Origin of the sequence: Paenibacillus whitsoniae, from assembly GCF_003955665.1 — a bacterium.
Lineage (GTDB): Bacteria > Bacillota > Bacilli > Paenibacillales > NBRC-103111 > Paenibacillus_E > Paenibacillus_E whitsoniae.
Map to the genome: position 1 here is coordinate 52,487 of NZ_RXHU01000034.1, position 23,512 is coordinate 75,998.

Annotated in this window: 16 protein-coding genes; 5 read left to right on the forward strand and 11 right to left on the reverse strand. The window is 51.1% G+C overall.

Annotated features, from left to right (window positions below):
* Positions 1-2 precede the first annotated feature (2 nt).
* On the forward strand, positions 3-1,481 hold the full coding sequence (locus EJQ19_RS12600; protein ID WP_126141581.1) for an alpha-N-arabinofuranosidase: 1,479 nt from the start codon (positions 3-5) through the stop codon (positions 1,479-1,481).
* 17 nt (positions 1,482-1,498) lie between these two features.
* The gene (locus EJQ19_RS12605; RefSeq protein ID WP_126141582.1) at positions 1,499-1,792 is read left to right on the forward strand and encodes a hypothetical protein; all 294 of its coding nucleotides are present in this window, start codon (positions 1,499-1,501) and stop codon (positions 1,790-1,792) included.
* 252 nt (positions 1,793-2,044) lie between these two features.
* Here the strand turns inward: EJQ19_RS12605 and EJQ19_RS12610 are convergent, their stop codons facing one another.
* The 6 genes from EJQ19_RS12610 to EJQ19_RS12635 form a co-directional block, all read right to left on the reverse strand.
* A complete protein-coding gene (locus EJQ19_RS12610) occupies positions 2,045-3,784 on the reverse strand; it encodes an S-layer homology domain-containing protein (protein WP_164716518.1) in 1,740 nt (579 codons plus the stop codon).
* Between the two features lie 135 nt (positions 3,785-3,919).
* Positions 3,920-9,658, reverse strand: a complete 5,739-nt coding sequence (locus tag EJQ19_RS12615; protein ID WP_126141584.1) for an Ig-like domain-containing protein — start codon at positions 9,656-9,658, stop codon at positions 3,920-3,922.
* Positions 9,659-9,804: 146 nt separating this feature from the next.
* On the reverse strand, positions 9,805-11,325 hold the full coding sequence (locus tag EJQ19_RS12620; protein ID WP_126141585.1) for an ABC transporter substrate-binding protein: 1,521 nt from the start codon (positions 11,323-11,325) through the stop codon (positions 9,805-9,807).
* 37 nt (positions 11,326-11,362) lie between these two features.
* A complete protein-coding gene (locus EJQ19_RS12625; protein WP_126141586.1) occupies positions 11,363-12,247 on the reverse strand; it encodes a carbohydrate ABC transporter permease in 885 nt (294 codons plus the stop codon).
* Positions 12,248-12,335: 88 nt separating this feature from the next.
* The gene (locus EJQ19_RS12630) at positions 12,336-13,316 is read right to left on the reverse strand and encodes an ABC transporter permease (protein ID WP_420901678.1); all 981 of its coding nucleotides are present in this window, start codon (positions 13,314-13,316) and stop codon (positions 12,336-12,338) included.
* A 289-nt stretch (positions 13,317-13,605) separates the two neighbouring features.
* Positions 13,606-15,921 (reverse strand): helix-turn-helix domain-containing protein, encoded by a 2,316-nt coding sequence (locus tag EJQ19_RS12635; RefSeq protein WP_126141588.1) that lies wholly within the window; start codon positions 15,919-15,921, stop codon positions 13,606-13,608.
* A gap of 324 nt (positions 15,922-16,245) precedes the next feature.
* Between EJQ19_RS12635 and EJQ19_RS12640 the strand changes: the two genes are divergently transcribed.
* Both EJQ19_RS12640 and EJQ19_RS12645 read left to right on the forward strand, forming a co-directional pair.
* A complete protein-coding gene (locus tag EJQ19_RS12640) occupies positions 16,246-16,851 on the forward strand; it encodes a DedA family protein (RefSeq protein ID WP_126141589.1) in 606 nt (201 codons plus the stop codon).
* The gene (locus tag EJQ19_RS12645; RefSeq protein ID WP_126141590.1) at positions 16,848-17,564 is read left to right on the forward strand and encodes a phosphatase PAP2 family protein; all 717 of its coding nucleotides are present in this window, start codon (positions 16,848-16,850) and stop codon (positions 17,562-17,564) included. The genes EJQ19_RS12640 and EJQ19_RS12645 overlap by 4 nt, the downstream gene beginning before the upstream one ends.
* A 65-nt stretch (positions 17,565-17,629) precedes the next feature.
* Here EJQ19_RS12645 and EJQ19_RS32520 read toward each other — a convergent pair whose 3' ends face one another.
* Positions 17,630-17,788 carry a hypothetical protein gene (locus EJQ19_RS32520; protein ID WP_241242875.1) on the reverse strand — a complete coding sequence of 53 codons (159 nt, stop codon included), beginning with the start codon at positions 17,786-17,788 and terminating at the stop codon, positions 17,630-17,632.
* Positions 17,785-18,477: a phytanoyl-CoA dioxygenase family protein gene (locus EJQ19_RS12650; protein ID WP_241242876.1), complete on the reverse strand. Its 693-nt coding sequence runs from the start codon at positions 18,475-18,477 to the stop codon at positions 17,785-17,787. The genes EJQ19_RS32520 and EJQ19_RS12650 overlap by 4 nt, the downstream gene beginning before the upstream one ends.
* Before the next feature lie 174 nt (positions 18,478-18,651).
* On the opposite strand from EJQ19_RS12650, the gene EJQ19_RS12655 reads away from it, so the two are divergent.
* Positions 18,652-19,533 (forward strand): AraC family transcriptional regulator, encoded by an 882-nt coding sequence (locus EJQ19_RS12655; protein ID WP_126141591.1) that lies wholly within the window; start codon positions 18,652-18,654, stop codon positions 19,531-19,533.
* Between the two features lie 92 nt (positions 19,534-19,625).
* Here EJQ19_RS12655 and EJQ19_RS12660 read toward each other — a convergent pair whose 3' ends face one another.
* From EJQ19_RS12660 to pnpS, 3 genes are all read right to left on the reverse strand, one after another.
* Positions 19,626-20,708 carry a Gfo/Idh/MocA family protein gene (locus tag EJQ19_RS12660; RefSeq protein WP_126141592.1) on the reverse strand — a complete coding sequence of 361 codons (1,083 nt, stop codon included), beginning with the start codon at positions 20,706-20,708 and terminating at the stop codon, positions 19,626-19,628.
* Positions 20,709-20,837: 129 nt separating this feature from the next.
* A complete protein-coding gene (locus EJQ19_RS12665) occupies positions 20,838-21,554 on the reverse strand; it encodes a response regulator transcription factor (protein ID WP_126141593.1) in 717 nt (238 codons plus the stop codon).
* 120 nt (positions 21,555-21,674) lie between these two features.
* Positions 21,675-23,471: a two-component system histidine kinase PnpS gene (gene pnpS, locus EJQ19_RS12670; protein ID WP_126141764.1), complete on the reverse strand. Its 1,797-nt coding sequence runs from the start codon at positions 23,469-23,471 to the stop codon at positions 21,675-21,677.
* Positions 23,472-23,512: the final 41 nt, after the last annotated feature.

Sequence of the window (23,512 nt, forward strand, 5' to 3'; positions counted from 1 at the left end):
CCATGGCAAAGCTGACGATTCATGCGAATTCACCGAAACAGACGATTAACCGAAATATTTACGGACATTTCTCCGAGCATCTCGGCCGCTGCATTTATGAAGGCATCTGGGTTGGGCATGATTCCCCGATTCCGAATACCGAAGGCATGCGCAACGACGTGCTGGACGCTTTGAAAAAACTGAACATCCCCGTCCTCCGCTGGCCCGGCGGCTGTTTTGCCGACGAATATCACTGGAAAGACGGCGTTGGCCCTGCCGAGAACCGCAAACGGATGATCAACACGCACTGGGGCGGCGTTGTGGAGAACAATCATTTTGGCACGCACGAGTTTCTGCGGCTTTGTGAATTGATCGGCGCGGAGCCGTACATCTCCGGCAATGTGGGAAGCGGCACCGTACAGGAGATGTCCGAATGGGTCGAATACATGACCTTCGACGGCGAATCGCCGATGGCGAATTGGCGTCAGGAGAACGGCCGTGAAGCGCCGTGGAAGCTGACTTATTTTGGCGTAGGGAACGAGAACTGGGGCTGCGGCGGCAACATGCGTCCTGAATATTACGCAGATCTGTACCGGCAGTATTCCTGCTATGTGCGCAACTACGGGGACAATCGCGTGTTCAAAATCGCCTGTGGCGCCAACAGCGGCGACTATCACTGGACCGAAGTGTTGATGCGTGAAGCGGCGCGTAATATGGATGGTCTCTCCCTCCATTACTACACGGTTCCGACCGGTAACTGGAAGGACAAAGGCGCGGCGACCGACTTCACGGAAGCGGATTGGTTCAAGACACTGCAGCAAACGTTCAAAATGAAAGAACTGCTCGTCCGCCACTCCGAAATCATGGACAAATACGATCCGGATAAAAGAGTCGCTCTCATCGTCGATGAATGGGGCACCTGGTATAATGTGGAGCCCGGCACGAACCCCGGCTTCCTCTATCAGCAGAACACGATGCGCGACGCGTTGATCGCCGGCATTAACCTGAATCTGTTCCATCACCACAGCGACCGCGTGCGGATGGCGAACATTGCGCAGGTGGTCAACGTCCTGCAAGCCGTGATTTTGACGGAAGGTGCCGACATGGTGCTGACACCGACATATCATGTCTTCGATATGTACAAGGTACATATGGATGCCAAGTTCTTGACGACCGATGTGGAGAGCCCGGCCTACACGATGAACGGGGCGCACCTCGATCAGCTTAGCGCTTCCGCATCCGTGAATGAAGATGGGCATATTCACATTTCCTTGTGCAACCTGCATCCTAGCGACGCGCTGGAAGTATCATGCGATGTTCGCGGTTATACCGGGCAAGCCGTTCGTGGCACCATCCTGACCTCCGACACCATGCAGGCACATAACACGTTTGAACAGCCAGAGGCGGTGAAGCTGGCGGCGTTCGAAGCGTATCGTTTTGAAAATGGAGAACTGCACGTCACCCTGCCAGCACGCTCGGTCGTGACGCTTCGGCTCGCCTAAGGAAGGGGTAGCTTGCTATGATCCCCTCCGTTAACCGAGACGAAGAGATGTTAGCGTCCGCATGCAAAGGGTGCACCGCAACCGTCCATGTCACACCCGAGGAAATCGCCAAGTTGTTCGGCGAAACCCTTCGGGTCCGGAACCTTAAGCTGACAACCGAAGTGGAGTACGAGAAGCGGATGGCCGCCTGCCGGAGCTGTAATGACTACCAGTTCGGCACGACGTGCCGCTGGTGCGGCTGCCTTATGGATGTCAAAGCAAAGCTGAGCGCTGCACGCTGCCCTTCGCCGCAAGGATCGAAGTGGGCATGAGCCGGCTGGGTCGCATCCACCGGTCACATGAACATCCCGTTGGCTGTACGGATCGAATAACGTCCAAATAATAAAACGCCGCAAGGCTGTCGTTCTGACAGTTTTTGCGGCGTATTTGCATAATGGCTGTGCAAATTAGATTGGCCAGTAACTCCGCAGAGGAACGTAAGTGCGCCATCTCAGCTTAACAACCGAAAACAAGAACGTCAGTTCCCTGTTTTCGGTAAATAGATTCTGTCCCCTGCACCTCCATTAATTCTTGTCGAAAATTCTGTACAAAACCGCTGCAGCCTGTGCTCTGGTGGAGAAGCCTTGAGGCGCAAATACGCCCTCGCTTATTCCATTCAGTATTGCCGCTTGCTGCATGACGGTTACCACCTCCGAAGCATACCCTGCAATGTCGTCTTGATCGCTAAAGCGGCTTGCAGAATCCCCCGGTTTCAATCCATAGCCGAATGTCCGGGCTGCCCGATACATCATCACCGCCATATCTTGCCGCGTTATTTTATCATCGACGCCAAAGGTGGTGTCGTTCTTTCCTTCCACGATGCCTAATTTCTCAGCCGTTGCAATCGGTGTATAATACCATGCCTGTTCATGAACGTCGGAAAGCGAGCTCTTTGCCGTTGCGTCGGCAAGATCGAACAGATTGACCAACATCGCAATAAACTCCGCGCGACTTACATCGCTATTGGGACTAAATCTGTTGTTTCCGACGCCATTCACCGCTTTTCTTGCGGCTAAGGCTTCGATTGATTCCTTAGCCCATGCCGCTTCCGACAAGTCGTTAAACGTACCGCTTTCATGAGTTGGGAAATACATGCTGAAATGCTTCGGTTTAAAGCTTACTTTCCCCGTTGCCGGATCGTATTTCGCATTTTTCACCACTTCTAGCTGGCCGCTATTAGAGACATAATATATCACGATATTGCCCGGTTTTTCCCCTGGTTGAAGCGTGTAAGGCACCTCTACCGCCACTTCTTTTCCGACAAATTGGCTTACACTTCTTCCATCCAGCTTCAGATCAAAATCATATATCGGATGGTTGCCTACAATTGCGCCAGCAGCTGCCGGCAAAGATGATGCATCTACTTGCGACACGGTAAACTGCAAAACGGAAGCGGATGAGCCCTCTCGAGCAAATAAATCTTTATTCATGTACAGCGTTGCAAGACCGCTATCGATGCCAATCATTTGAACGTTTTTGGAGGCGGCGTATCGAATTTGTTCCATAGGGATTTCTACTTCAATCTTCTTTACTTCGGCATCGGATTGAATTGCAATCGTGACGCGATCCCCAGCCACTTGATCGATGACGCTCTTCAGATTGCCGGGATCCACGCTAATCTGAACCACTCCATCCTGGTTAGGGGACGCTGTTATTTGAAGCTGGGAGCCGGAAGCTTGCTGTCCATTTCCTTTTCCGTTATTCCCGTTATTCCCGTTATTCCCGTTATTCCCATTGTTGCCGTTGTTGCCACCGCCAACACCACGATCATGAATGACAGCCTGGGCTTGGACATTCGGTGTATATTTCGTGAATTTGTCCTCCGACTCCCCTAACTGTCCTACCAAAATAGAACGGAGTGTAAAGGTAGCGGACCCGTTAGCTTTCGCTTTAAACTTCACTTTCCCTAGGATCACATCTCCATTTTCACCTGCTGAAGCACTTATTTTCGTATATACCGCTTGAAAATGTCCTTCGCTCCACAAGTTCTGTTGTGTCACAGAACTGAATCCTGCCAAGCCCGAGCTGTATTGAATTGCGCTTGTATCCCACAATTGAGGATTAAAATAAAGATTAAGCTCGAAGGCAACCATATCCTTGACCTGACTCGCCTTAATCTCCACTTCGATCTCTTCGCCAACAGCCGGAGCCGTTTTCGAAACCGACAATGAAAACCTTGGCCCCTCCTCGGCAAATGCGGCGCCAGGCAATACGATACTCATCAGAAGGATCATCAAGCCGAGTATTCCTAACTTTTTCGCCAATGCATTCATCGTCCTTTCTTCATAATGTCACCTTCATTGATACATCGTAAGAAAAAAGCGTGTGAATGAACATCCCCATTCACACACTTTGCATTTCTCACGAGCCCGCTTCCTCGAAGTGCTCGATAAGAGCTTTTATTCTCCGATAATTTTCCCTGCAATCATTGTTAGATCTATCAAGCCGATTTCACCGTCATTATTCAGGTCGGCCGCTTTATACAGACTCCATTCCGGATCTGCGTCGGTTTTGCCGTATATGCCGATCAGAATGCCCAAATCCCCGATGCTGAACTTGCCGTCACCATTCAAATCTCCGAGTTCGATGGTCAGAATCGACACCGGAAGTGGTGCGGTAACAACTTGTGATTCCAATCCTTTACTATTGGTGATCACATTCGGCTGCACCGTAAATTGGCCCTCCGCCTGTTGACCCGGCGACAAAGATTTCGCGATAAACTTCAGCTTCAGTACGCCGCCGTCAGCAGTCACCGCACTGCCGATGCCGCCCGTACCGGCCAGGATCAAACGGACATTGTCCGCATTAACCTTTTGAGTGACAATGGCAACGTTCGGCAAGAGAGAATCCACAGAGACAAATTGGAACAATGCAGGGTCGAACCCGATCGTCAAATCTTCACCCACAATTTTGCCAGTCACCTGCTCCAGGCTGAAAGTAAGCTCATACTCCTTCCCTCCCTGAACAGTCGGTGAACCGGTTAGTGTACCGGATGCCGTTACCGGAAGATCAGCCCCGTTGGTTTTCACTGTGGTGACCGGTCCGTCCGCACTCCAGTTGCCTGCTGCATCGCCCGCTTGCACCTGGAAGGTATAGGCCGTATCCGACGACAATCCGTCCACCGTGTAGGCCGTTCCGGCTACAGTCGCAACCTCTTGGCCATCCTTGTAAACCCTGTATTTCGTCACTCCGATATGATCGGATGCGCCGGACCAGGCCAGTGACACGGAAGTGGTGTCTTTGCCCATGACCGTCAATGTACCTGAAGTCCAGACAGGAGGCGCCACATCACCGGGCACCTGCCCCTGTGTGACGATGACAATAGCCTCAGCCCTCTTGCCTTGATATTCCGCCGTCAGCTTGGTCGTACCTGCCGATACAGCTGTTAGGATCCCCGATCCATTCACCACGGCGATTTCCGGATGATCCGTCGTATACGTAACCCCATAAGTCACTTGCGTGACGGATTGATCGGTGTACACAGCCTGGGTCACAGCGAGCCTGCTTTCGCCTACGGCTAAGCTGATCTGCTCCTCATCCAGACGGATCGACTCGATTACATTCCCTTGACCCTGCATAGGCTTCAGTTCAATTACATTGTCTCCGTTATTATAGGTGTAGACATTGAGGTATCCTTCTGCACCGATCCTGGTGTTCCCGTCATTATCCAGATAGTTCAGCACCGGATTCCCATCTACGTTCATAATAAAACGTACGCCTGCCGGGGTCTGAATCGCCCCGATGTCAATTTGATATTCCCCATGGGGCAGCAGTGCGGTATTCGGCAGGATTTCCAACATCTTCTGTCCCGGCTTCCAGGATTGCAGCTCAATCTGGTTTTCCTTGATGACTACCAGGTAGCCTGTATTGGACCCCACCCATGCAGGATCACCGGTCCTTTCGGAGCGTACCGCAAAGCCATACCACCCGCTGGTTGGCCCGTACTCGTCGATTTTGGCTTTAAACCGGATCAATCCGCTGCCAAACTTCGCACCGTTGTAGCCATATACACCGTTGCTCTTCATCTTGACGGTGCCGTTGCCGAAAGTCACCGATTCCGACTTCGTCCAGTGCTCTCGGTCGTTAAGATGCTCATCCAAGTTAAAAATGGGGTATTCCGCCGCAACAACCGAAACCGGTATCTCCGCTTTCACCGTTTCATCATCCAGGGAAACGACCGTAATGACTGCCGTACCCGATGCAACAGCGGTGACCATCCCGGTGTCCGTAACCGTGGCCACAGCCGGATTGCTGGTGCTCCAGCGGATCCTGCGATCGGTCGCGTTCGCCGGCATGACCGTTGCCTCGATTTGCCCGCTTCCGCCCGGCTCGAGGGAAAGGTTTGCCGGAGTCGCTTGAATGGCCGTTACAGGTAATTTGACAATCGATACCACTACATCGTCAAACCACATTTCACTGAAGCCGCCCACGTAGAAGCCGATAGTTCCCGATGGATTGGAGGTGGGATTAGAGCCTTCCAGCCGCAGCACGCCATTCACATATACGCGGATATTCGTGCCGTCGGCAATGATGCGAATCTGATATTGGGTATCCGGCTTCAAGTCCTGATCAGGCATATTTACAGCCTTGAGTGTGGCCCAATCCTTGTTATATAAAATCCATTGTGATGTGCCGTCGGCTAATTTCTTGTATCCGATGATGCCCGACTTGCCGGAAACCTGACGGTCATACACATAGAACGATCCCAAATCCGGCATCACGGCCGGCGTCTTCAGCTTGAAGGTCAGATCGTAGTTCTGGAATATTTTCGGATGAAGCGCATTCGCGCCTTTGACAATCCTGTACATCTTGTTGCCATTCACCGTCACGATGCTGCGGTTCGGATCCACCGGCCACCCGTTGGCGCCCGAATCGAAATTCGTGGAGAGCATAATGTCCGATACGTTGATCGTAACAGAAGCGGTGGCAGCCGGATTGACAGCCGATGTAACGGAAATCACCGTCTCTCCTTTAGACAGAGCAGATACTACGCCATTTTCATTTACAGTAGCGATCTCCGGATGGGAGGAATGCCACACGACTGCACGGTCGGCGGTATCCGACGGGTCGTAGCTCACCACAAGCGGCAGTTCTTCTCCCATCACCATGTTGTAACTGCTCTTATCGAACAATAAACCGGTAACGTCCTTACCTGGGACTGAGAACTTGATGTCGTCGAACAGCAGATTGTTGAAGCCCCCGGCATAGAATCCGACTTGGCCCGATGCATTATGCGTCGTGTCGGTAGCCTTCAGCTTGAGCTTGTCGTCAACATATACGCTGATATCCGCTCCCTTGACGATGATTTTGAAATTGTAAACCGTATTCGCCTGCAAGTCCTGGGTAGGGAGCTTATTCTCTTTGACGGTCGCCCAGGTTCCGTTATAGAGAATCCAGGAGGAGGTACCGTCTGCAACTTTCCGGTACCCGATGCGGCCTCCGCTGCCGCTCTTGTTCTGCCGGTCGAAGACATAAAACGTTGCCGTCTCCGGAATAACCGGCGGTGTCTTCATTTTGAAGCTCAGCTCATAATTACTGAATTCGCTTTCATTTAGCGTCGTTGCGCCCATCAACAGCTTATACATATGGTTGCCGTCGCCCATATCCACGATGCTTCGATTGGCATCGCTCGGCCATCCGTTCCGGCCGCTTTCAAAATCCGTATAATCCATGATCCCGTCACCGACTTCAACCGTGACATGAATTTCATCCTTCAACAGCGGGTTGTCTGCAGAAACCGCAGTAATCACTGCTTCTCCCAAATTAACCCCTTTCAGCTTACCGCTCGCATCCACCTTCACGATATCGGGATTGCTGGAAGTAAACTGGACGGCTGGATTGGTTGCGTTCCAAGGAAGAACGGCATAATTCAAGGAATACAATTTTCCGATTCCAATAGCGACCGCATCCTCATATAGTTTGACGCCGTTAACAGGGATCAGGTCGGCGGACAGCAATGGCCCCACCTTGCCTGAGGTTCCCATCTCACTGAACGGGATATTCGGGAATCCCGGAATATGCTGGAATACTTCCGCATCCGGTTTCAGATTCAGATCGCCGCCCGCCAGGTTCACGAAGCCCGGATCCCGGTCCGCCACCCAGTTGCTCGCATACTGCAAAAGATTGCGGGGATCAAGCGCCCCTTGCGCATTTGTGCTGGCATTTCTCGTCTTCGTCGGGTTGTAGACCACATTATTCTGGAACGTGTTGGTATCCGGATAATAGCGGTTTTCCGTGAAGAAGTCTGCCAACTCCGGGTATTTCTCCATATGCGGCGTGCCTACAAAGTTATTGTTTTTCTCGAACAAAGTATGCCACGGCCCCATATAGTTCTTGTTAATCTGTTGATCCGGGCCGTCTCCCAGGTAGAGATCCGCAAATTCGTAAGGAACCTTGGCATCGATGAACAGATTGTTGCGGGTGCTGATATGAGAGCCGCCATTATTCAGAACCGCGGAGTTGCCCATCTTATAGAAGACATTCTCTTCAATGGTAATACCCATAGTGAAGTTGTCGGGATAAATCCCCTGCACCCCGGCTTTGCCTTCCCCGATGTTATGGAAATAGTTCCTCCGGATCACAGAGCCCCGCTCCTGCGGCGATGCGCCCAGATTCATATAGATGGCGCCGAGATCCGAGAAGGTTTTGCAGACATCATAGATATTGTTGTATTCCACCAGATGGTCGTTGCCGAAAATCAGGATACCCGGATGAGGGGCATCATGTATCTCGCTGTGTGTGACTCGGTTCCCCACCCCCGTCAGAATCACAGCCGGGTTATACGCCTTATGATAATAGGCGAAATCATGAATGTGGCTGTTCACCACGGCATTGTTGCCTGGTACGAGCGACTGCTTATCGCCGCCGTTCAGGATGACGGCCGTTCCCCCAATATGGTGGATATGGGTGGAGATGACGGCATGGTTAACGCCATCGGCCTTGGCGAAGTCGTTGTACAACCAACGGCTCGGAGCATTGATCCGTACGCCGCCGTTGGTAAAGTTGCGGATTTCGCTATTTATAATTTGCACATGGTCGCCGCCCATGATCACTGCCGCCGAATCCCGGCCATTCTCCAAGATCAGGTCCTCAAAATTTACAAACGACGTATTGACCGTATTGATAAGCGGAGTTTTCAGCATGGAAACGGTAATCTCGGGATTATCGGCTTCAAAGGCAGCCGTTGGCAAGAAATACAGCTTGCCCTTGCTTCTGTCGATATAATATTCCCCCGGCATATCGATTTCTTCCAGCAAGTTTTGAGCGAAATGGAAATCCGGATACCAGTTTTTGAACAAGCCGCTCATTTCTCCATAGGCCAAGGTGATGGTTTTATTGGTTGTGTTAATGGCGGCAACTTTGTTGTAGGACCATTCCCAGCTATAGCCGAAAATCCCATCCAGCCAAATATCGTCCGCCTGTGTCCACAAATCTGGACGTTCATAGGGGTACTTGAAGGTGCCTCCACGAGTCTGCAGGTCGGCATCCTTGCGGGTCGGGCCCGGATCCAGGATGTCGCCCATCTGGACAGTTCCGTTGTTGGGCCAGCGGGCCAGCGTCATGCCTTGCCCGTCGATGTAGAGCTCCATCGGCGGAACATCGCTGACATCATTGGCCAGGTAATATCCGTGCCGGCTCATGACGCCGTAATCGGTGATGCCATGCCCGCTCAGATCCGCCTGCATCACCTTGGTTCGGGCATCCGTGCTGATGATCCGGTTCAGAACGGCAGTGTCCGTCACAGGGGTGAACCAGCTTTTCTCCAACTCCAAGCCCCCGTTCAATCGTACACTTTCACCCGGATAGGCTTTGTAGGTAATCGGCTTATCCGCCGTTCCGGAATCCTGCTCCCCCAGCAAAAAGCTGGACAACCTGCTGTAGTTCCCGCCACGAAGATAGACCGTCACGCCGCCGTCCGGCAGACCTGAGGTTTGCTTCAGTTGGCGGATGACATCTCTAGCTTTTTCCAAAGTTTGGAAAGGTGACGCCAGTGTGCCAGAATTGGAATCGCTTCCATTATTCGATACATAAAAAATGGCACCGGGTGCAGAAGCCTCCTCCGCCTGAACTCCCCCGAACGGGATGCCGGTGAGCAGCAATGCGGTAAGCAAAAAGACGATAACCTTTCTTCTCCACATGATCTTCATTCCTCCATTCAAATATGGCATGGAAAAGCCGCAGGCCGGCCATCTGTTTCCGTTTGATGACTGAACCTGCAGCACTCCTTAAACCCGATGATTGGCTATCCTTTCATAAACGGCCGCCATCCCAACTGCACAACCGCTTACTTCACCAGTCCCTTTTTCGTCAGGTACTCGTTAAACTGCTTGGTAACCTCTGCCACGTACTTGTCTTCGCCCGCTTTCTTCAGTCTGTCGTACAAAGCCGGCCACGTTGCGTCAAAATCAAGGGTACCTGTCGTAAGACCCTTCTTATATTCGCCCCATACCGCGTTCAGATTGGCGATTTCCGTGATGACCGGCTCGGAATTGAATTTAAAGTCGCCGATCGGATTTACGTTCTTGGTAGCGTTGATTTTCTTAGTCTCCTCCCAGATGTTGGCCGGTTGGCCTTCCTTCAGATAGGAGTTGAACACGCTGCCGAATACCCAATCCATATTCGGTTTGTAGCGGGAATCCGCCTTCGCTTTCACTACATTGTCGGATAGCTTGTCGTAGTGGACACCCTCAATGCCGTTGGCAATCAGGTTGTACAGCGTTTTGTCGGAGTTGACCAGATCAAGCAGCATCATAGCCCGGTCCGGATTCTGGGACGTTCTGCTGATCGCCTGGTTGGTCGTGGCGGAATAGCCGTTAGAGAACCAGTCGGTTACCGGAATGGAAATGATATCATTGCCGCCGTTTTTCGCCTTCACTTCCGCTTCGACGCCCGGCTTCAGGACATTGTTGAATTGAACGGCCATTTGTCCCTTTGTTTCATAATCAGCCATCTTGGCCGTTGCCGCATCTTTAAAGATATAGCCGGCCTTGTACCATTTGCTGGCCAGTCTGAAATTGTCAAGATCCTCTTGCGGGTAGCGGTAGAGCTTGTAGCTGTTATCTCCCTTTTTGATATAGAAGTGATCGTCGAGCCCAGGCACAACCCAGAACATCTCGCTGTTCAAGCCGGTCACCGCGCTGCTGAATGTACTGCCGAACGGAATGATATCCTTCTCGTTTTGCTTGATCTGCTCCAGGAACGGCTCGATATCCGTAATCTTTTTGATCGAAGCCGTATCTAGCTTGTATTTGTCCGCAAATCGCTTTTGAATGAGGAAGCCGAGGCGGTTTCCGTTAATCTGCTGGTTGGGGATGCCGTAAATTTTGCCGTCGATGCTCAGTCCGTCCCACATGACTTGCGGTACATCCTTCTTCAAGTTAGGTGCGTTCTTCGCCAGCAAATCATCCAGGGGTTGAATGGCGCCCTTCCGTACCAGTTCCTCCTGCTTAAGCAGATAGCCGGTCCAGAGAATATCGAACTTCTCGCCTGCGGCCAGAATGGTGTTCATTTTTTGAGGATAGTCGCTGATCGGCACCGGCATCATCTTTACCGTCGCATTCAGTTTTTCCTTGGTGATCTTGTTGACTTCTTGCTCTACCGTCTGTTGATCCGGCTGCATCTGGGACAATGGGTAATACCAGGTGAGCTCGACCGGAGTCAGCTTTTGGTTTGCTGCCGTCGCAGACGCGCTGCCCGAAGGTGATGCGCTTCCTGCAGCGGTTGAACCGCCACCGTCTTTTCCACAACCGGCGATGACCGTAGCGACTAGCGATAGTGCCAGAGATGTCTTTATCCATTTTTTCATTCTGCATGACCTCCTGAAATTCTCGTTATGTTCTATGTTAACCCTTAAGGGAGCCAACCGTTAAGCCTTTTACAAAAAATCTTTGGAAAAACGGGAAGATGACCAGCATAGGCCCCCCGGCCAAAACCGCAATCGCCATCCGGGCGGAGTTATTCGGAAATTCCGACAAGTTAATCCCCATCTGACTGGAAAACTCCGAATTGGAGGTCAAGTACTCCATACTGTTCAAAATCCGTACCAAGAGGAGCTGCAGCGGAACCAGCTTCTGATTGTCGATATACAGCATCGCATTGAACCATTCATTCCAATAGGTGAATGAAATGAGCAGACCCATCGTAGCCAAAGCCGGTTTGGAGAGCGGAATGATGATCGTAAAGAAAATCCGGAATTCTTTGGCACCGTCCATTTTGGCAGATTCAATAATCTCCTGCGGAATCTTGGACATAAAACCTTTCATAACCATAATATTAAAAGGTGAGAGCAGCACAGGGAGAATAAGGGCAAACAGCGTATCCTTCATATGCAGATACTGCGTGATGAGAATGTAGACCGGAACGAGCCCCCCGCTGAACAGCATGGTGAAAAAGACATAAAAAGTGGTAATCCGGTTATAGCGGTAATCCTTCCTGGAGATGACATAAGCGGTCATAGCCGTCACGAACAGACCGGACAAGGTGCCGACTACTGTGATGAAAGCCGTGATGCCGTAGGCTTGAAGGATAATTTCCGGAGTCTCAAGAACATATCGGTACGCATCCAGGCTAAAAGATTCCGGGATAAACCGGTAACCGTTCTTGAGAATACTGGCTTCACTCGTCACCGAAATAATGACAACTAACACAAAGGGCAGCACCATCAGGATGGAAATGATGATAAACACCAGATGGATAAGACCCTGATACGGTTCGAATTTGGTTTTCATACAAGGCCTCCTTTCAGTACTCCCACCAAAGTGACGCCTATGCTCTGAAGCTTATTCCGATTACTTTGGCGGGGACCCTCAATTTTACTTACCATAAAGAGTGATCCGGGTTGATTTTTTTGACGATGCCGTTAGCGAGAAGCACCAGCACCAGGCCCACAACGGACTGGTATAATCCGGTGGCGGCGGACATCCCTACATTGCCCAGCTCGCGAAGCGAACGGTAGACATAGGTGTCGATGACATCCGTGGTCCCATAGATGAAGCCGGAATTATTCGGAATGAAATAGTGCAGACCGAAATCTCCCCGGAACATGCCGCCAATGGACAGGATCAACATGATGATGACCAGCGGCGACAAGAGAGGGATGGTAATGCTTACGGCCATCTGTCTTTTGGTTGCGCCGTCAATCTTAGCGGCTTCGTAATACTCGCTGTTAATGCCCATAATTCCCGCAAAGTAAATCAGCGTGGAGAAGCCGACCGCTTTCCAAATATGAAAGATGACCAGAATAAAGGGCCAGACTCCCGGTCTTTGATACCAACTGATCGGATCCACCCCGAAGGAAGCCAGCATCCCGTTCAGAAAGCCTTCAGAATGATTCAGGAACGCATACGCGATATATCCGACCAACACCCACGAGAGAAAATGAGGCAAAAACAGCGAAGTCTGATAGAATTTCGTCCATTTGGCCCGGATTTCATTCAACAAAACAGCAAATAAGAGCGCGATACAGGTCGTCAATATCATATAAGCGGCATTGTATAGGACCGTGTTGCGGGTGATGCGCCAGGCTGCATCCCCGGTGAACAAGTATTTGAAGTTATCCAGTCCCGCCCAATCGCTTCCGAATATTCCTTTATCGTACCTGTATTTTTTGAAAGCGATGATTAACCCGACCATGGGAAGGTACGCGAAAATCAGTTTGTACACGACACCCGGCAGGGATAAAAGAAACAGCTCCCGGTTTCTCCAGAAATGATGCAGTTCTCTTCCTACAAAGGATTTAGCTTTGGGCTTCCGGCTGAGCGCTCCGGATAAAGCGGCTTGGCTCGTTTCCCCGCTCATAGCGGAATTCTCTTTACTCAGCATTAATTAGCTCCTCCTGTCCGATATGCTTGCTACCGCCTTGCAGGTCTAACAATAGGGGAAGGATGGGAGAAACGCTACTGTACATACGCAAGATTTCTGTAAAAACACCTGTACATATTCCATTTTGCTGAAGCCGAAGGCCTTTCCCGCCAAAGATAAGCTCGCTGACATGTAAAAAAGCCCTCCGTTCATAGAACGGAAGGCTTGGACTGTACAAAGGTTTTGAGCAGGAAAAAGGTTCGAGAAATGTGAACGCTGGGCTGCTTCAGGAATTACGATTGATGGCCGACTTCAGCCGGTACTCCTTGGGGGTTGTGCCATACTGCCGCTTGAACAGCCGGTAAAAATAACTTTCATTGCCGAAGCCCACTTTCTCCATGATCTCCGTCACGGTCAAATCCTGGTATTCCAGATAGATTTTCGCCTGGGCCAGTCGGGTCCGGTTAATGAAGTCCACCACGGTTGCGCCCTCCTGCTCCTTGAAAACCTGACCAAGATAAGTATGACTCATCCGCAGCATGTCTGCAATCTTCTGCACGTTCAGGTCCGGGTCGGAATAGTGCTTCTCTACAATCTCTTTAATCGTATCGGCGATCAGCCGTGACTTCTCGTCGCGTCCGCTTTGACGCTTATCAAATACTTCACCGATCGCATCCATCAGTACTTCATGGATTTCCTCCAGAGTTTCCATTTCCAGGATACGCCGGTTGATGGCCTGCAAATTGACGGAAACCGGATTAAGCTTGTTATGGTTCATTTCACTGAGCGTATTGTTAAGCGTCACTACCATGTGCAGCAGAGCGGAAAACATATTCTCAAAACTGAACGTGCGGACAAGCTCCATCCACTTCAGCACAACATCGTTAATGCTTTCCCTGTCGCCACTTTTTATACCATCTGTCAGTTGGCGTTCCAGCTCCTGAGGGATGTGAAATTGCCCGCACTCTTCGTTATTTTTTACTCTATCGGGATCAATAATTGCCTGCTTGCCCACGATCATCCGGTAATTGGCATGCCGTAGATCCTGCGAATAATGGGCCGTGATGTCCCGGTAAGAGTCAAAGACGCTGCTCAGCGTAACGGAAAAAGTAATGTGGTAATAATTGCGGACGGTCCCCTGCATGTCCCGGAATACCTCATGCAGCCCGTCAAGCCCCATCCCCCCGCTCTTACTGATGACAAAAACCAGATGGTCGCTCTTCATATCAGCAGCTTCACAGCTATAGCGGCGGCGCAGCAGTTCCTGCCCGATGTTCGAAATAGCAAAATAAAGCAGCGACATGGCCGTGTCAGCAGTCCGGCTGGAGACATCGCGCAGGTTGTCGATCCGCACCAGGGCAACAACCAGGCTTCCTTGCGGTTCGATATCGATGTCGTACTGCTCTCTGCTTTGTAAGAATTCCTGTTCGGATATACTTTGACTCGCCGTGATCAGGCTCCGCAGTTGGTATACCTTGGCGATATTGATTTGGACTGCCTGGTCCTTCTCCAGGTCCTTCAGCTTGTCCATAATCTCCGAGTAACTTGAGGCAATAACAGACAGCTCGTCCCGGGGCTGGTTCGTTTCTTGGAACCCATCGCGTCTGATTAATGTCAGCAGATGGCCTACAGGCCGGTAGAGCCGGATGGAAAAATAGATGGAGATCAGCACCGTCATCAGTACGACAGAAAATGTGACTGCAGCCGCCGTCCATTTCAACTGCCGTACGTTGCTCATCATCCGGTCGTAATCCTGGAGGCTAATAATCTGCCAATCATTCAAGCCCCGGGTAAGGTACGTCACCTTATATTTTTTATCCTCATGACTATAGGTGAAATTATCCAGCATTTTGCCCGAGGAGGTAATGCGCTGAAGCAGGGAATTCTTGATATCCATCTGTTTTGGGAGCATTCGGTCATTGGATATAAGCACCTTGCCTTCGCTGTCCGTTACAAAGATCACATCATTCTCCCGCTCCGCCAGCGCATTAAGCGCTTCCAGATTGTGAAGCATCCAGGTCGGCTTAATATTGAGAACAAGAAAATTCCCGCTAACCGAGTTGACGGAGGGGCCATCGTAGACAAAGAAGGAAAACACGTCAAAGCTATCCTCCTTTCCATCCAGCTCCATAGGAATCAACTGCAGCTTGGGCACCGTTTCATGTGACTCCACATAATGGCTAATGGCGGCGTACAACTGATTGTTATCGAGATCATGATTAAGGGAGGAATAATAGCGACCTTGCTTGGAATTATAAAAGACAATCGAATGGAGATACGGGGATGTCGCAACAAGCCGGTTCAGCTTATCCAGCTTCAGGATGCTCTGCTCGAAATCGGTCCCGGATTTTAATGCGATCATATCATCCTCGTTAAATAAAGAAATGGCCAAATCCTTGACGATGCCATTCATGTTCTCGATGTTATAATTGATCTGGGTCAGCAGCTTGCGGTCCGCGTCATTCTGCATGCTGATTACTTTGCTTTGGGCATTGAAATATTGGACGACCGACGTGACCACGAGGATAACGACAACCAGCATGAAGCTCAGCACAATCCGCTGCAAATATTTCCGTGACCGAAGCGATTGAAGGACCCTCATTTGAAACCTCCCCGAAGTAAACTTGTGCCAATACTATATATTGTAAGGTTCCCCTTGTCAATCTTAGTTACAACCTAAATATATAATTTCCGCGCTCGGCCGGACAGGTTCATGGGCGACTTTTTATAGCACATTTTCTACCATTCAACTCATTCGTGACCACCATCAAGAAAATCCGATGATTGCAGCACGATCTATGTCTGTACCGGTGGATGTTCATTGACAGATTTGGTAACACTACTCCTGTCCATTCTGTTTCTCATCCTACTCTCATGAACTCTTCTCCTTCTTGTGATAACATAACGGTAAGGCAGGTGAGAAAACATGCATCATCTTCACTTCATCACAATGTTGACTCATTACGGTTATGCAGGAATGTTCCTGTTGCTCTTCTTAGGCATCGTAGGACTACCTTTTCCCATTGAAATGATCCTGCTGGGAGCAGGCTATATCGTTACAAAAGGGCATATGCAGTTCGCTGCACTGATCGGTATCGCTTGGCTTGGTGCTAGTGCTGGAATGATGTTTAATTATATGTTGGGCAGAAAGATTGGAATTCGTCGTATCAGCCGGATCACGAAGTGGATCGGCCTGACAGAACGTAAACTTGAGGGGTGGGCAGCCCGTTTCACCAAGCATGGCTCCTTCATTCTACTCATTGGATTTTATATTACAGGGTTCCGTCATGCCGCTCCTTTTATCGCTGGGGCAACCCGAATGCGGCCGATTAAATTTATGACGATTTCAACGATCGGCGCTTTATCCTGGATTCTAATCCTTGTTTTTCTAGGTCAAAAGCTCGGAATCGTCTGGGATCTTCTTGCGCATCATCTAGATCATCCAAGAATGGTTGTTGCAACTGCAGCTGGTGTTTTACTTAGCCTAGCAGTCGTTAAACTTCTAGTTCGCCAAAGAAGGTTATTCGCATGAAAAAAAACCTTCAAAACCATGACTATCCAAGTCTTGAAGGAAGCTCCCAGCCCATAAAATTTAAATTTCGACTTGCGTTTGCACTCGTTTTAAGCATCGTTTGTGCAACTGGATTTGGCTTAATCGGAGTTATCATATCTGAGAAACACATCAACTATTTCGATGAAGCGATCATAACGTCTATACAAGGGCACGAGTCACCCATGATCACCTGTATGATGAAGGTATTCACGTTTATAGGTGGCGGCATTCCCGTAGGCATTATCACGATCCTTGCGATTCTATTTCTATATTTCGTGCTCCACCACCGGGTGGAGTTGACCTTACTCATTGCCGTTGTGATTGGATCGGCTCTAATTAACACTGTGCTTAAAACAGCCTACCATAGATCCAGACCCATGATTCACCGCATCATTGAAGCAAATGGCTTCAGTTATCCAAGTGGACATTCTATGACTGCATTTAGTTTGTATGGCGTTTTGGCGTTTTTACTTTGGCGCCATATCAAGACGAGTTCAAGCCGCATCACGCTGGTTGTGCTTAGTAGCTTGATGGTTCTGCTCATTGGTGTCAGTCGCATTTATCTCGGTGTCCACTATCCGACAGATGTTCTTGGAGGTTTCCTGGCAAGCGGTTGTTGGTTGACGGTTGCAATCTGGTTCTATCAATGGTTACAAGAAAAAAGGTGGGAGAGACGAAAGTTCGGACAGTAGCTGTCCGGACTTTTTGTTAGGCCTAACGCTTTTTTGGAGATCCCTCGCCGCGACTAAGCTGGAGCTTACTCCTCCACCCGGCTGTACAGCAGCGGGTTCTGCGGCGAAGCGGCCAGGTCCCCCGGCTTCAGGCCAGGCAGCCAGCTGTTCAAATCATTTTCGCGCGCCCGGCTGTCCGGCTCTGCAACTTTCGTGCCGTCAGCGAAGTAAATGACGGTCATCACCTTGCGCATCGCATCCGTGGGATTGCCCGGCGCGCTGTGCAGTGTCCAGCCGCATGGAACGTTGCATCCCCGGCAGCCATGGCGCCATGCGACACCGTTGCAAAGCCTTTGCCCTCGATGTAGCCGGCGAGCGTACGATGGGACTCATCCGAGATGACCATCTTGTTGATATAGCCTATGAGCTGCGACTCCGAGGCAAACGTCATCGAGCCGACTTCCTCCGGAATAGGTACCAGCGGCATCCACATCGTGATCGTTTTGTCCGTATCGAGCGGCCAATAGATCTGATCCTGATGCCACGGCGTGTGCCCGCCTTGCGGCTCTTTGTACAGCGCTTGATCATGATACATGCGCACGCCCTCCACGCCCAACAGCTCCGCGGCGATGCGAGCAAAGCGCTTCGCAAAAACAAAACGGCGGATCTCCTCGCTTTTTTCCCACAAATTCGAAATCTGAATGAACGCTTTCCCGTACGTGTCACGCTGATCCAGCGGTTTGTCCTGATTGTTCAGCTGCTGCACCCATCGCGTAATAATCGGCTCATACATCTCAATCACAGCCGGGCTCGCTACGCCGCGCAGTACAATGTGCCCATCCCGCTGATAAGTGGCCACTTGCTCCTCCGATAGCGCATAAGGGTCTGCCAATTCCGGTAATTCTCGTTCTGACAACTTTTCTTGATTGCTCATCTCTTAACACCTCATTATTTGTCGATTTCTATTATGAGTATAGCGGTGAGAGCGATAACAATCTTTGTCAAACCTCACTGAATGATTGTCAAAAACAACTGGATTTTCCTCCCCGTCGCAGCTACAATGGAAGCTGATCCTGACCAATTCCCAGCAGAAGGGAGTCGCTCCGCCATGTCATTACCTCCCGGCCCCACGCAGTTCCCCCAGGCTTTAAGCCCGATCGTTCCTTACATACGCGAATCCGATTTTGCCGTAAGAAAACCCTGGAACTATCCCAAACGCAGGCTGCTGGATTATTTGCTCGTCTACATTCAGGAAGGCACCTGTCGGTTCTGGATAGATGACGTGCCTTATTTGTTCACGCCGGGGCAATTTTGCCTGGTTCAGCCGAACCGCCTGCTCTCCCTGGAAGGGCTGACCGCTACCGTGACCCCGTATCTGCATTTTGATCTGGCCTACAACTCTGACCGCGAAAACAGTTTTCCCACACGCCCCGGCCAGATCGACCTGTCTGCCTATCAGCATCTCATGCAGCCGGATCTGCTTGAGCTGTTCGGCATCCAGGTGCCGGTTCATGTGCAGCCCCTGAACCCGACGCACGTGAAAGAAGCGATGCTGCAAGCGATCGAAATCACGCACTTGTCTGACGCGCTTGCCCAGCTGCGCATTCAGCATCAGATGCTGGACATTCTGATGGCTTTGCTAGAGCCCTATCACAGAGCAGTTGCCAAAACGCCGTCGCTGAACTGGATGACTTCCTATTTATCCAACTACCTGAGCGAGCCGATCTCGATCCGGGATATGGCAAACCGGGCGAATTTGTCCGTGTCCCGATTCAGCGCTATATTCAAACAACGTTACGGGCTGCCGCCGCACCAGTACTTGATGAATTTGCGGATCAACCATAGCAAAGAGCTGCTGACAGGCACAGATCTCTCCCATGAGGCGATTGCCGCGTACTGCGGATTTGCCGATTTACATCATTTTTCGAAAATATTCAAGCAGCGCACCGGCTCAACGCCAGGCGATTACCGGAAATCGACGCAGAAGTAGATCTGGGGGCTGCCGCTCCTTCCCCATACAAAAAAGCCTCCCTCCCATACCGTGTACAGGAGAGAGGCAATTGCCCGGGAAATAGACTTCGATTAGTCGAAATAAACAGCTTGTCCCGTCCGCGCCGATTCGTAAATCGCTTCTAAAATCTCCGACACCACGCAAGCCTGCTCAGGCGTTACCACTGGCTCGGTATCGTTTTCGATCGCCTGAATCCATAGACGCATTTCCAGATCGGAAGGACTTTCCGTCTTCCCATCATAGAATGCAACGCCGCCGGCCTTCAGCTCTACTTCCGTCGTGAACAAGCGGCTATGCTTCTCGCCGTTGATGCGCAGACCGTCCTTCATGTCGGCGCCGCCTTCCGTTCCGCAAAGCGTACATTTCGCTTCATCGACTTCCAGCGTATTCAAAGCCCAGCTCGATTCCAGAATAATCGTCGCGCCATTCTTCATCGTTATCATACCGAATGCGGAATCCTCTACAGTGAACTTGCTAGGGTCCCATGGGCCCCAAGCGTTCGCTGCGTTCTCGCGCTGCGATAACTTATGGTACGACGTACCCAGCACGACCTTCGGCTCATAGTTGTTCATCATCCAGAGCGTCAAATCCAGGGCATGGGTGCCGATGTCGATCAACGGGCCGCCGCCTTGTTTCTCCTCATCGAGGAATACGCCCCATGTCGGAACTGCGCGTCGGCGAATCGCATGCGCCTTCGCAAAATAAACCTCGCCCAGCTCGCCATCCTGGCACAACTTGTACAAGTGCTGGCTGTCGCTACGGAATCGGTTGTTGTAGCCAACCGTCAGCTTTTTGCCGGTACGCTTGGCCGCTTCCACCATGCGTCTTGCATCCTCCGACGTTTTCGCCATCGGCTTCTCGGACATCACGTGCTTGCCCTCTTCCAGCGCAGCAATCGTAATCTCCGCATGCGAGTCATTCGGCGTACAGACGTGCACAATGTCGATGGAGCCGTCTTGCAGCACCTCGCGATAGTCCTCGTAGACACGCGCTTCGCCTTTGCCGTATTTCTCCGCGGCTTCACGCGCACGCTCCGGCACGATGTCGCAGAATGCGACCATTTCCACATTGTTCAGCTTGCTGAGACTCGGCATATGCTTGCCGTTCGCAATGCCGCCACATCCGATAATTGCGATACGATACGTTATTGACATAATAATCCTCCTCGGGACGTTCTTGGATTGAGTCCTACATTCATTATGTAACCTACTCTTCCAATTATACGAAACCCGATATGGAAAGAAATTTCAGATTGTGCGGAGATCCTATTCAATTGTGCTGTTTCACTTTTTGATCATGCTGGCGATCAGCTTGTAGCCGACCCCGCGAATCGAATCGATCTGCACCGATTGCTGATTCATTTCCAGCTTCTTACGCAGCGAGCTTACGTGAACGTCCACCGTCCGCTGCCCGCCGATGTAATCGAAGCCCCAGACGATGTTCATCAGATCGTCCCGCGTCACGACGACGCCAGGGCGCTGCACCAAATAGAGCAGCACTTCGAACTCCTTCGGTCGGAGCGGAATCGACTCGCCGTTCAGCACGACTTCATATTTTTCCGGATATATATAGAGCTCGCCGGCTTGAATGACCTTCTCGTTCGACTTCATCATGTCTGGCGCCGCATCATCCGATTGCGTACGGCGAAGCACCGCCGCGACGCGCGCCAGCAGCTCGGCCACCCCGAACGGCTTCGTGATATAATCGTCTGCGCCATGCTTGAGCCCCTGCACGACCTCGTCTTCAGCGTTGCGCGCCGTTAAAATAATGACCGGCGTGCGGTTCCCCTTTTGCCGCAGCTTCGTCAACACCTCAAACCCGTTCAAGCCCGGCAGCATAATGTCCAAAATGATCAGCTCATAAGACTGCTGCAGCGCCTCTTGAAGGCCATCTCCGCCATGGTCGATGACTTTCGTGTCGTAGCCTTCCTGCGAAAGGTTATACGAAAGCAGGCGAGCCAGCGTCGGCTCATCTTCAATGACTAAAATCTTGTGTGCCATGGGATCCCCCGCATTTACAGATTATTAACAATTGCACAGTTCCAGTGTACCACAGGTTTGTAAAATCATTGTAAAGCGATTGTTACCCCCGTGTAAATCCGCTCGATAATCCGTCTTTTTTTAATGAATCACGGGCAGTTCAATCGTAAATCTCGTGCCGATACCGACCTCGCTGTGCACCCGAATCGTGCCTTTATGCAGCTCCACCAAATGCTTGACAATCGACAAGCCCAGCCCTGTGCCGCCTGAGCTGCGCGAGCGCGCCTTGTCCACACGGTAGAACCTTTCGAAAATGCGCGGCAAATCCTTCTTCGGAATCCCCATCCCGGTATCCGAGACGATGAGACGCAAGCGTTCGTAATCGCCGTCCGCGTTGGCATCCAGCGGTTCAACGCGAACACGCACCTTGCCGCCCTCCTGCGTATACGCAATGCCGTTCGACAGCAAGTTGATCATAATTTGCCGCAGCCGATCCTCGTCCGCTTCAATATATATATCGTCATCGACCTGCATGCTCAGCTCAATATGCTTCTTCTCGGCTTCTTTGCGCAGCACGCTCAGCGATTTTTCCAGAAATTCGGGCAAGTATATTGGGGAAAAATTCATCGGAATCCGCTTCGACTCAATCTTCGAAAGCTCCAAAATATCGCCGATCAACCGGTTCAACCGTTCACTCTCGTCCAAGATAATTTGCAGAAACGACACCGCCGTTTCCTTATCGTTCAGCGCGCCCGCCAGCAGTGTTTCCGCAAAGCCTTTAACGGCCGCAATCGGTGTCTTCAGCTCATGCGACACGTTCGCTACGAACTCGCTGCGCATCCGCTCCAACCGCCGCACGGCGGTAATGTCGTGAATAACGATCAGCACGCCCGACCATTCCTCATCCTCATGCGCAATCGGGCTGAGATGAATGTCCAGAATGCGCTCCTCCGGATAATAAAAAATCATTTCATCCCGAATGGTGTCCTGCAGCTCGATACATTCCTGAATCAGCTGCGCAAATTCGTACTGCTGCTTCGCCTCATTGTACCGCTTGCCCAGCAGCTCTTGCGAAGAGAAGCCGAGAATCGTCTCCGCCGAAGGATTCATCAGTGTAATCCGCTCGTCGCGGTCGATCATCATAATGCCGCTCATCATATTTTCCATAACGCCATTCAACCTGCGCTCGTTCTCTTGAATGCGCGCCATTTGCGCCTGAAGGCTTTCAGACATCCGGTTGATCGCCTGCCCGAGTTGGCCAACCTCGTCGTTGCTGTAGGCGGGAACGCGCGACGCATAGTTCATATTCGTAATCTGCTGCGCCACCTTCGTCATCCGCTCAATCGGACGCGTAATGCCTCTGGCAATCCGATAGCTGACAATACCCGCGATCAGGAACAGCAGCGCCAAGCCGCCGATCAGAAACAGCCACACGCTGCGGATCGTTTCCTCCACCTGTGCCAAACTCATGGAGATGCGCAAGTAGCCGAGGATTTGTTGATTCTTATCCTTAATCGGGATGGCTGCATACAGCATATTCACATGGAGCGTATCGCTGAATCGGGTCATATATCCGACCCCCTCGCTCCTTGCTGCAGCGATTTCCGGGCGAGTGAAATGATTATCCATGTGCGTCGGATTCTCGTCGGAATCCCCGAGCACCTTGCCGTCTGCGCGCACGAACGTCACCCGCTCATTCGTCGCCTGTTTCAACCGAATGGCCTGGGATGAGTAGTACGACACCAGTTCCTCTTCGGTCCCGGTGCGATCCCAAACGTTTGTGGCAGCGATGACCTGGAGCTCGCGCTCCATATTTTGCTTTAAAGATTCGGTATGCGAATTCTCCAGTACTTTCGCCATAAAAATGCCCGCAACCAGCATCGAACAACCTATCAGTACAATCAAAATCAACGTGAGCTTCGCTCGAAATTTCGTCATCATAAATGGAAAACCTCCGGATGGTTGTCTAACTCCCTTAA

Bases quoted from the DNA above. Each gene is read 5' to 3' on its own strand.
- EJQ19_RS12645 (WP_126141590.1), top strand. From the start codon at position 16,848: ATGAAAAAAAACCTTCAAAACCATGACTATCCAAGTCTTGAAGGAAGC.
- EJQ19_RS12630 (WP_420901678.1), bottom strand. From the start codon at position 13,316: ATGAGCGGGGAAACGAGCCAAGCCGCTTTATCCGGAGCGCTCAGCCGG.
- EJQ19_RS12600 (WP_126141581.1), top strand. From the start codon at position 3: ATGGCAAAGCTGACGATTCATGCGAATTCACCGAAACAGACGATTAAC.
- EJQ19_RS12650 (WP_241242876.1), bottom strand. From the start codon at position 18,477: ATGAGCAATCAAGAAAAGTTGTCAGAACGAGAATTACCGGAATTGGCA.
- EJQ19_RS12625 (WP_126141586.1), bottom strand. From the start codon at position 12,247: ATGAAAACCAAATTCGAACCGTATCAGGGTCTTATCCATCTGGTGTTT.
- EJQ19_RS12615 (WP_126141584.1), bottom strand. From the start codon at position 9,658: ATGTGGAGAAGAAAGGTTATCGTCTTTTTGCTTACCGCATTGCTGCTC.
- pnpS (WP_126141764.1), bottom strand. From the start codon at position 23,471: ATGACGAAATTTCGAGCGAAGCTCACGTTGATTTTGATTGTACTGATA.
- EJQ19_RS12635 (WP_126141588.1), bottom strand. From the start codon at position 15,921: ATGAGGGTCCTTCAATCGCTTCGGTCACGGAAATATTTGCAGCGGATT.
- EJQ19_RS12655 (WP_126141591.1), top strand. From the start codon at position 18,652: ATGTCATTACCTCCCGGCCCCACGCAGTTCCCCCAGGCTTTAAGCCCG.
- EJQ19_RS12620 (WP_126141585.1), bottom strand. From the start codon at position 11,325: ATGAAAAAATGGATAAAGACATCTCTGGCACTATCGCTAGTCGCTACG.
- EJQ19_RS12605 (WP_126141582.1), top strand. From the start codon at position 1,499: ATGATCCCCTCCGTTAACCGAGACGAAGAGATGTTAGCGTCCGCATGC.
- EJQ19_RS12640 (WP_126141589.1), top strand. From the start codon at position 16,246: ATGCATCATCTTCACTTCATCACAATGTTGACTCATTACGGTTATGCA.
- EJQ19_RS12660 (WP_126141592.1), bottom strand. From the start codon at position 20,708: ATGTCAATAACGTATCGTATCGCAATTATCGGATGTGGCGGCATTGCG.
- EJQ19_RS12665 (WP_126141593.1), bottom strand. From the start codon at position 21,554: ATGGCACACAAGATTTTAGTCATTGAAGATGAGCCGACGCTGGCTCGC.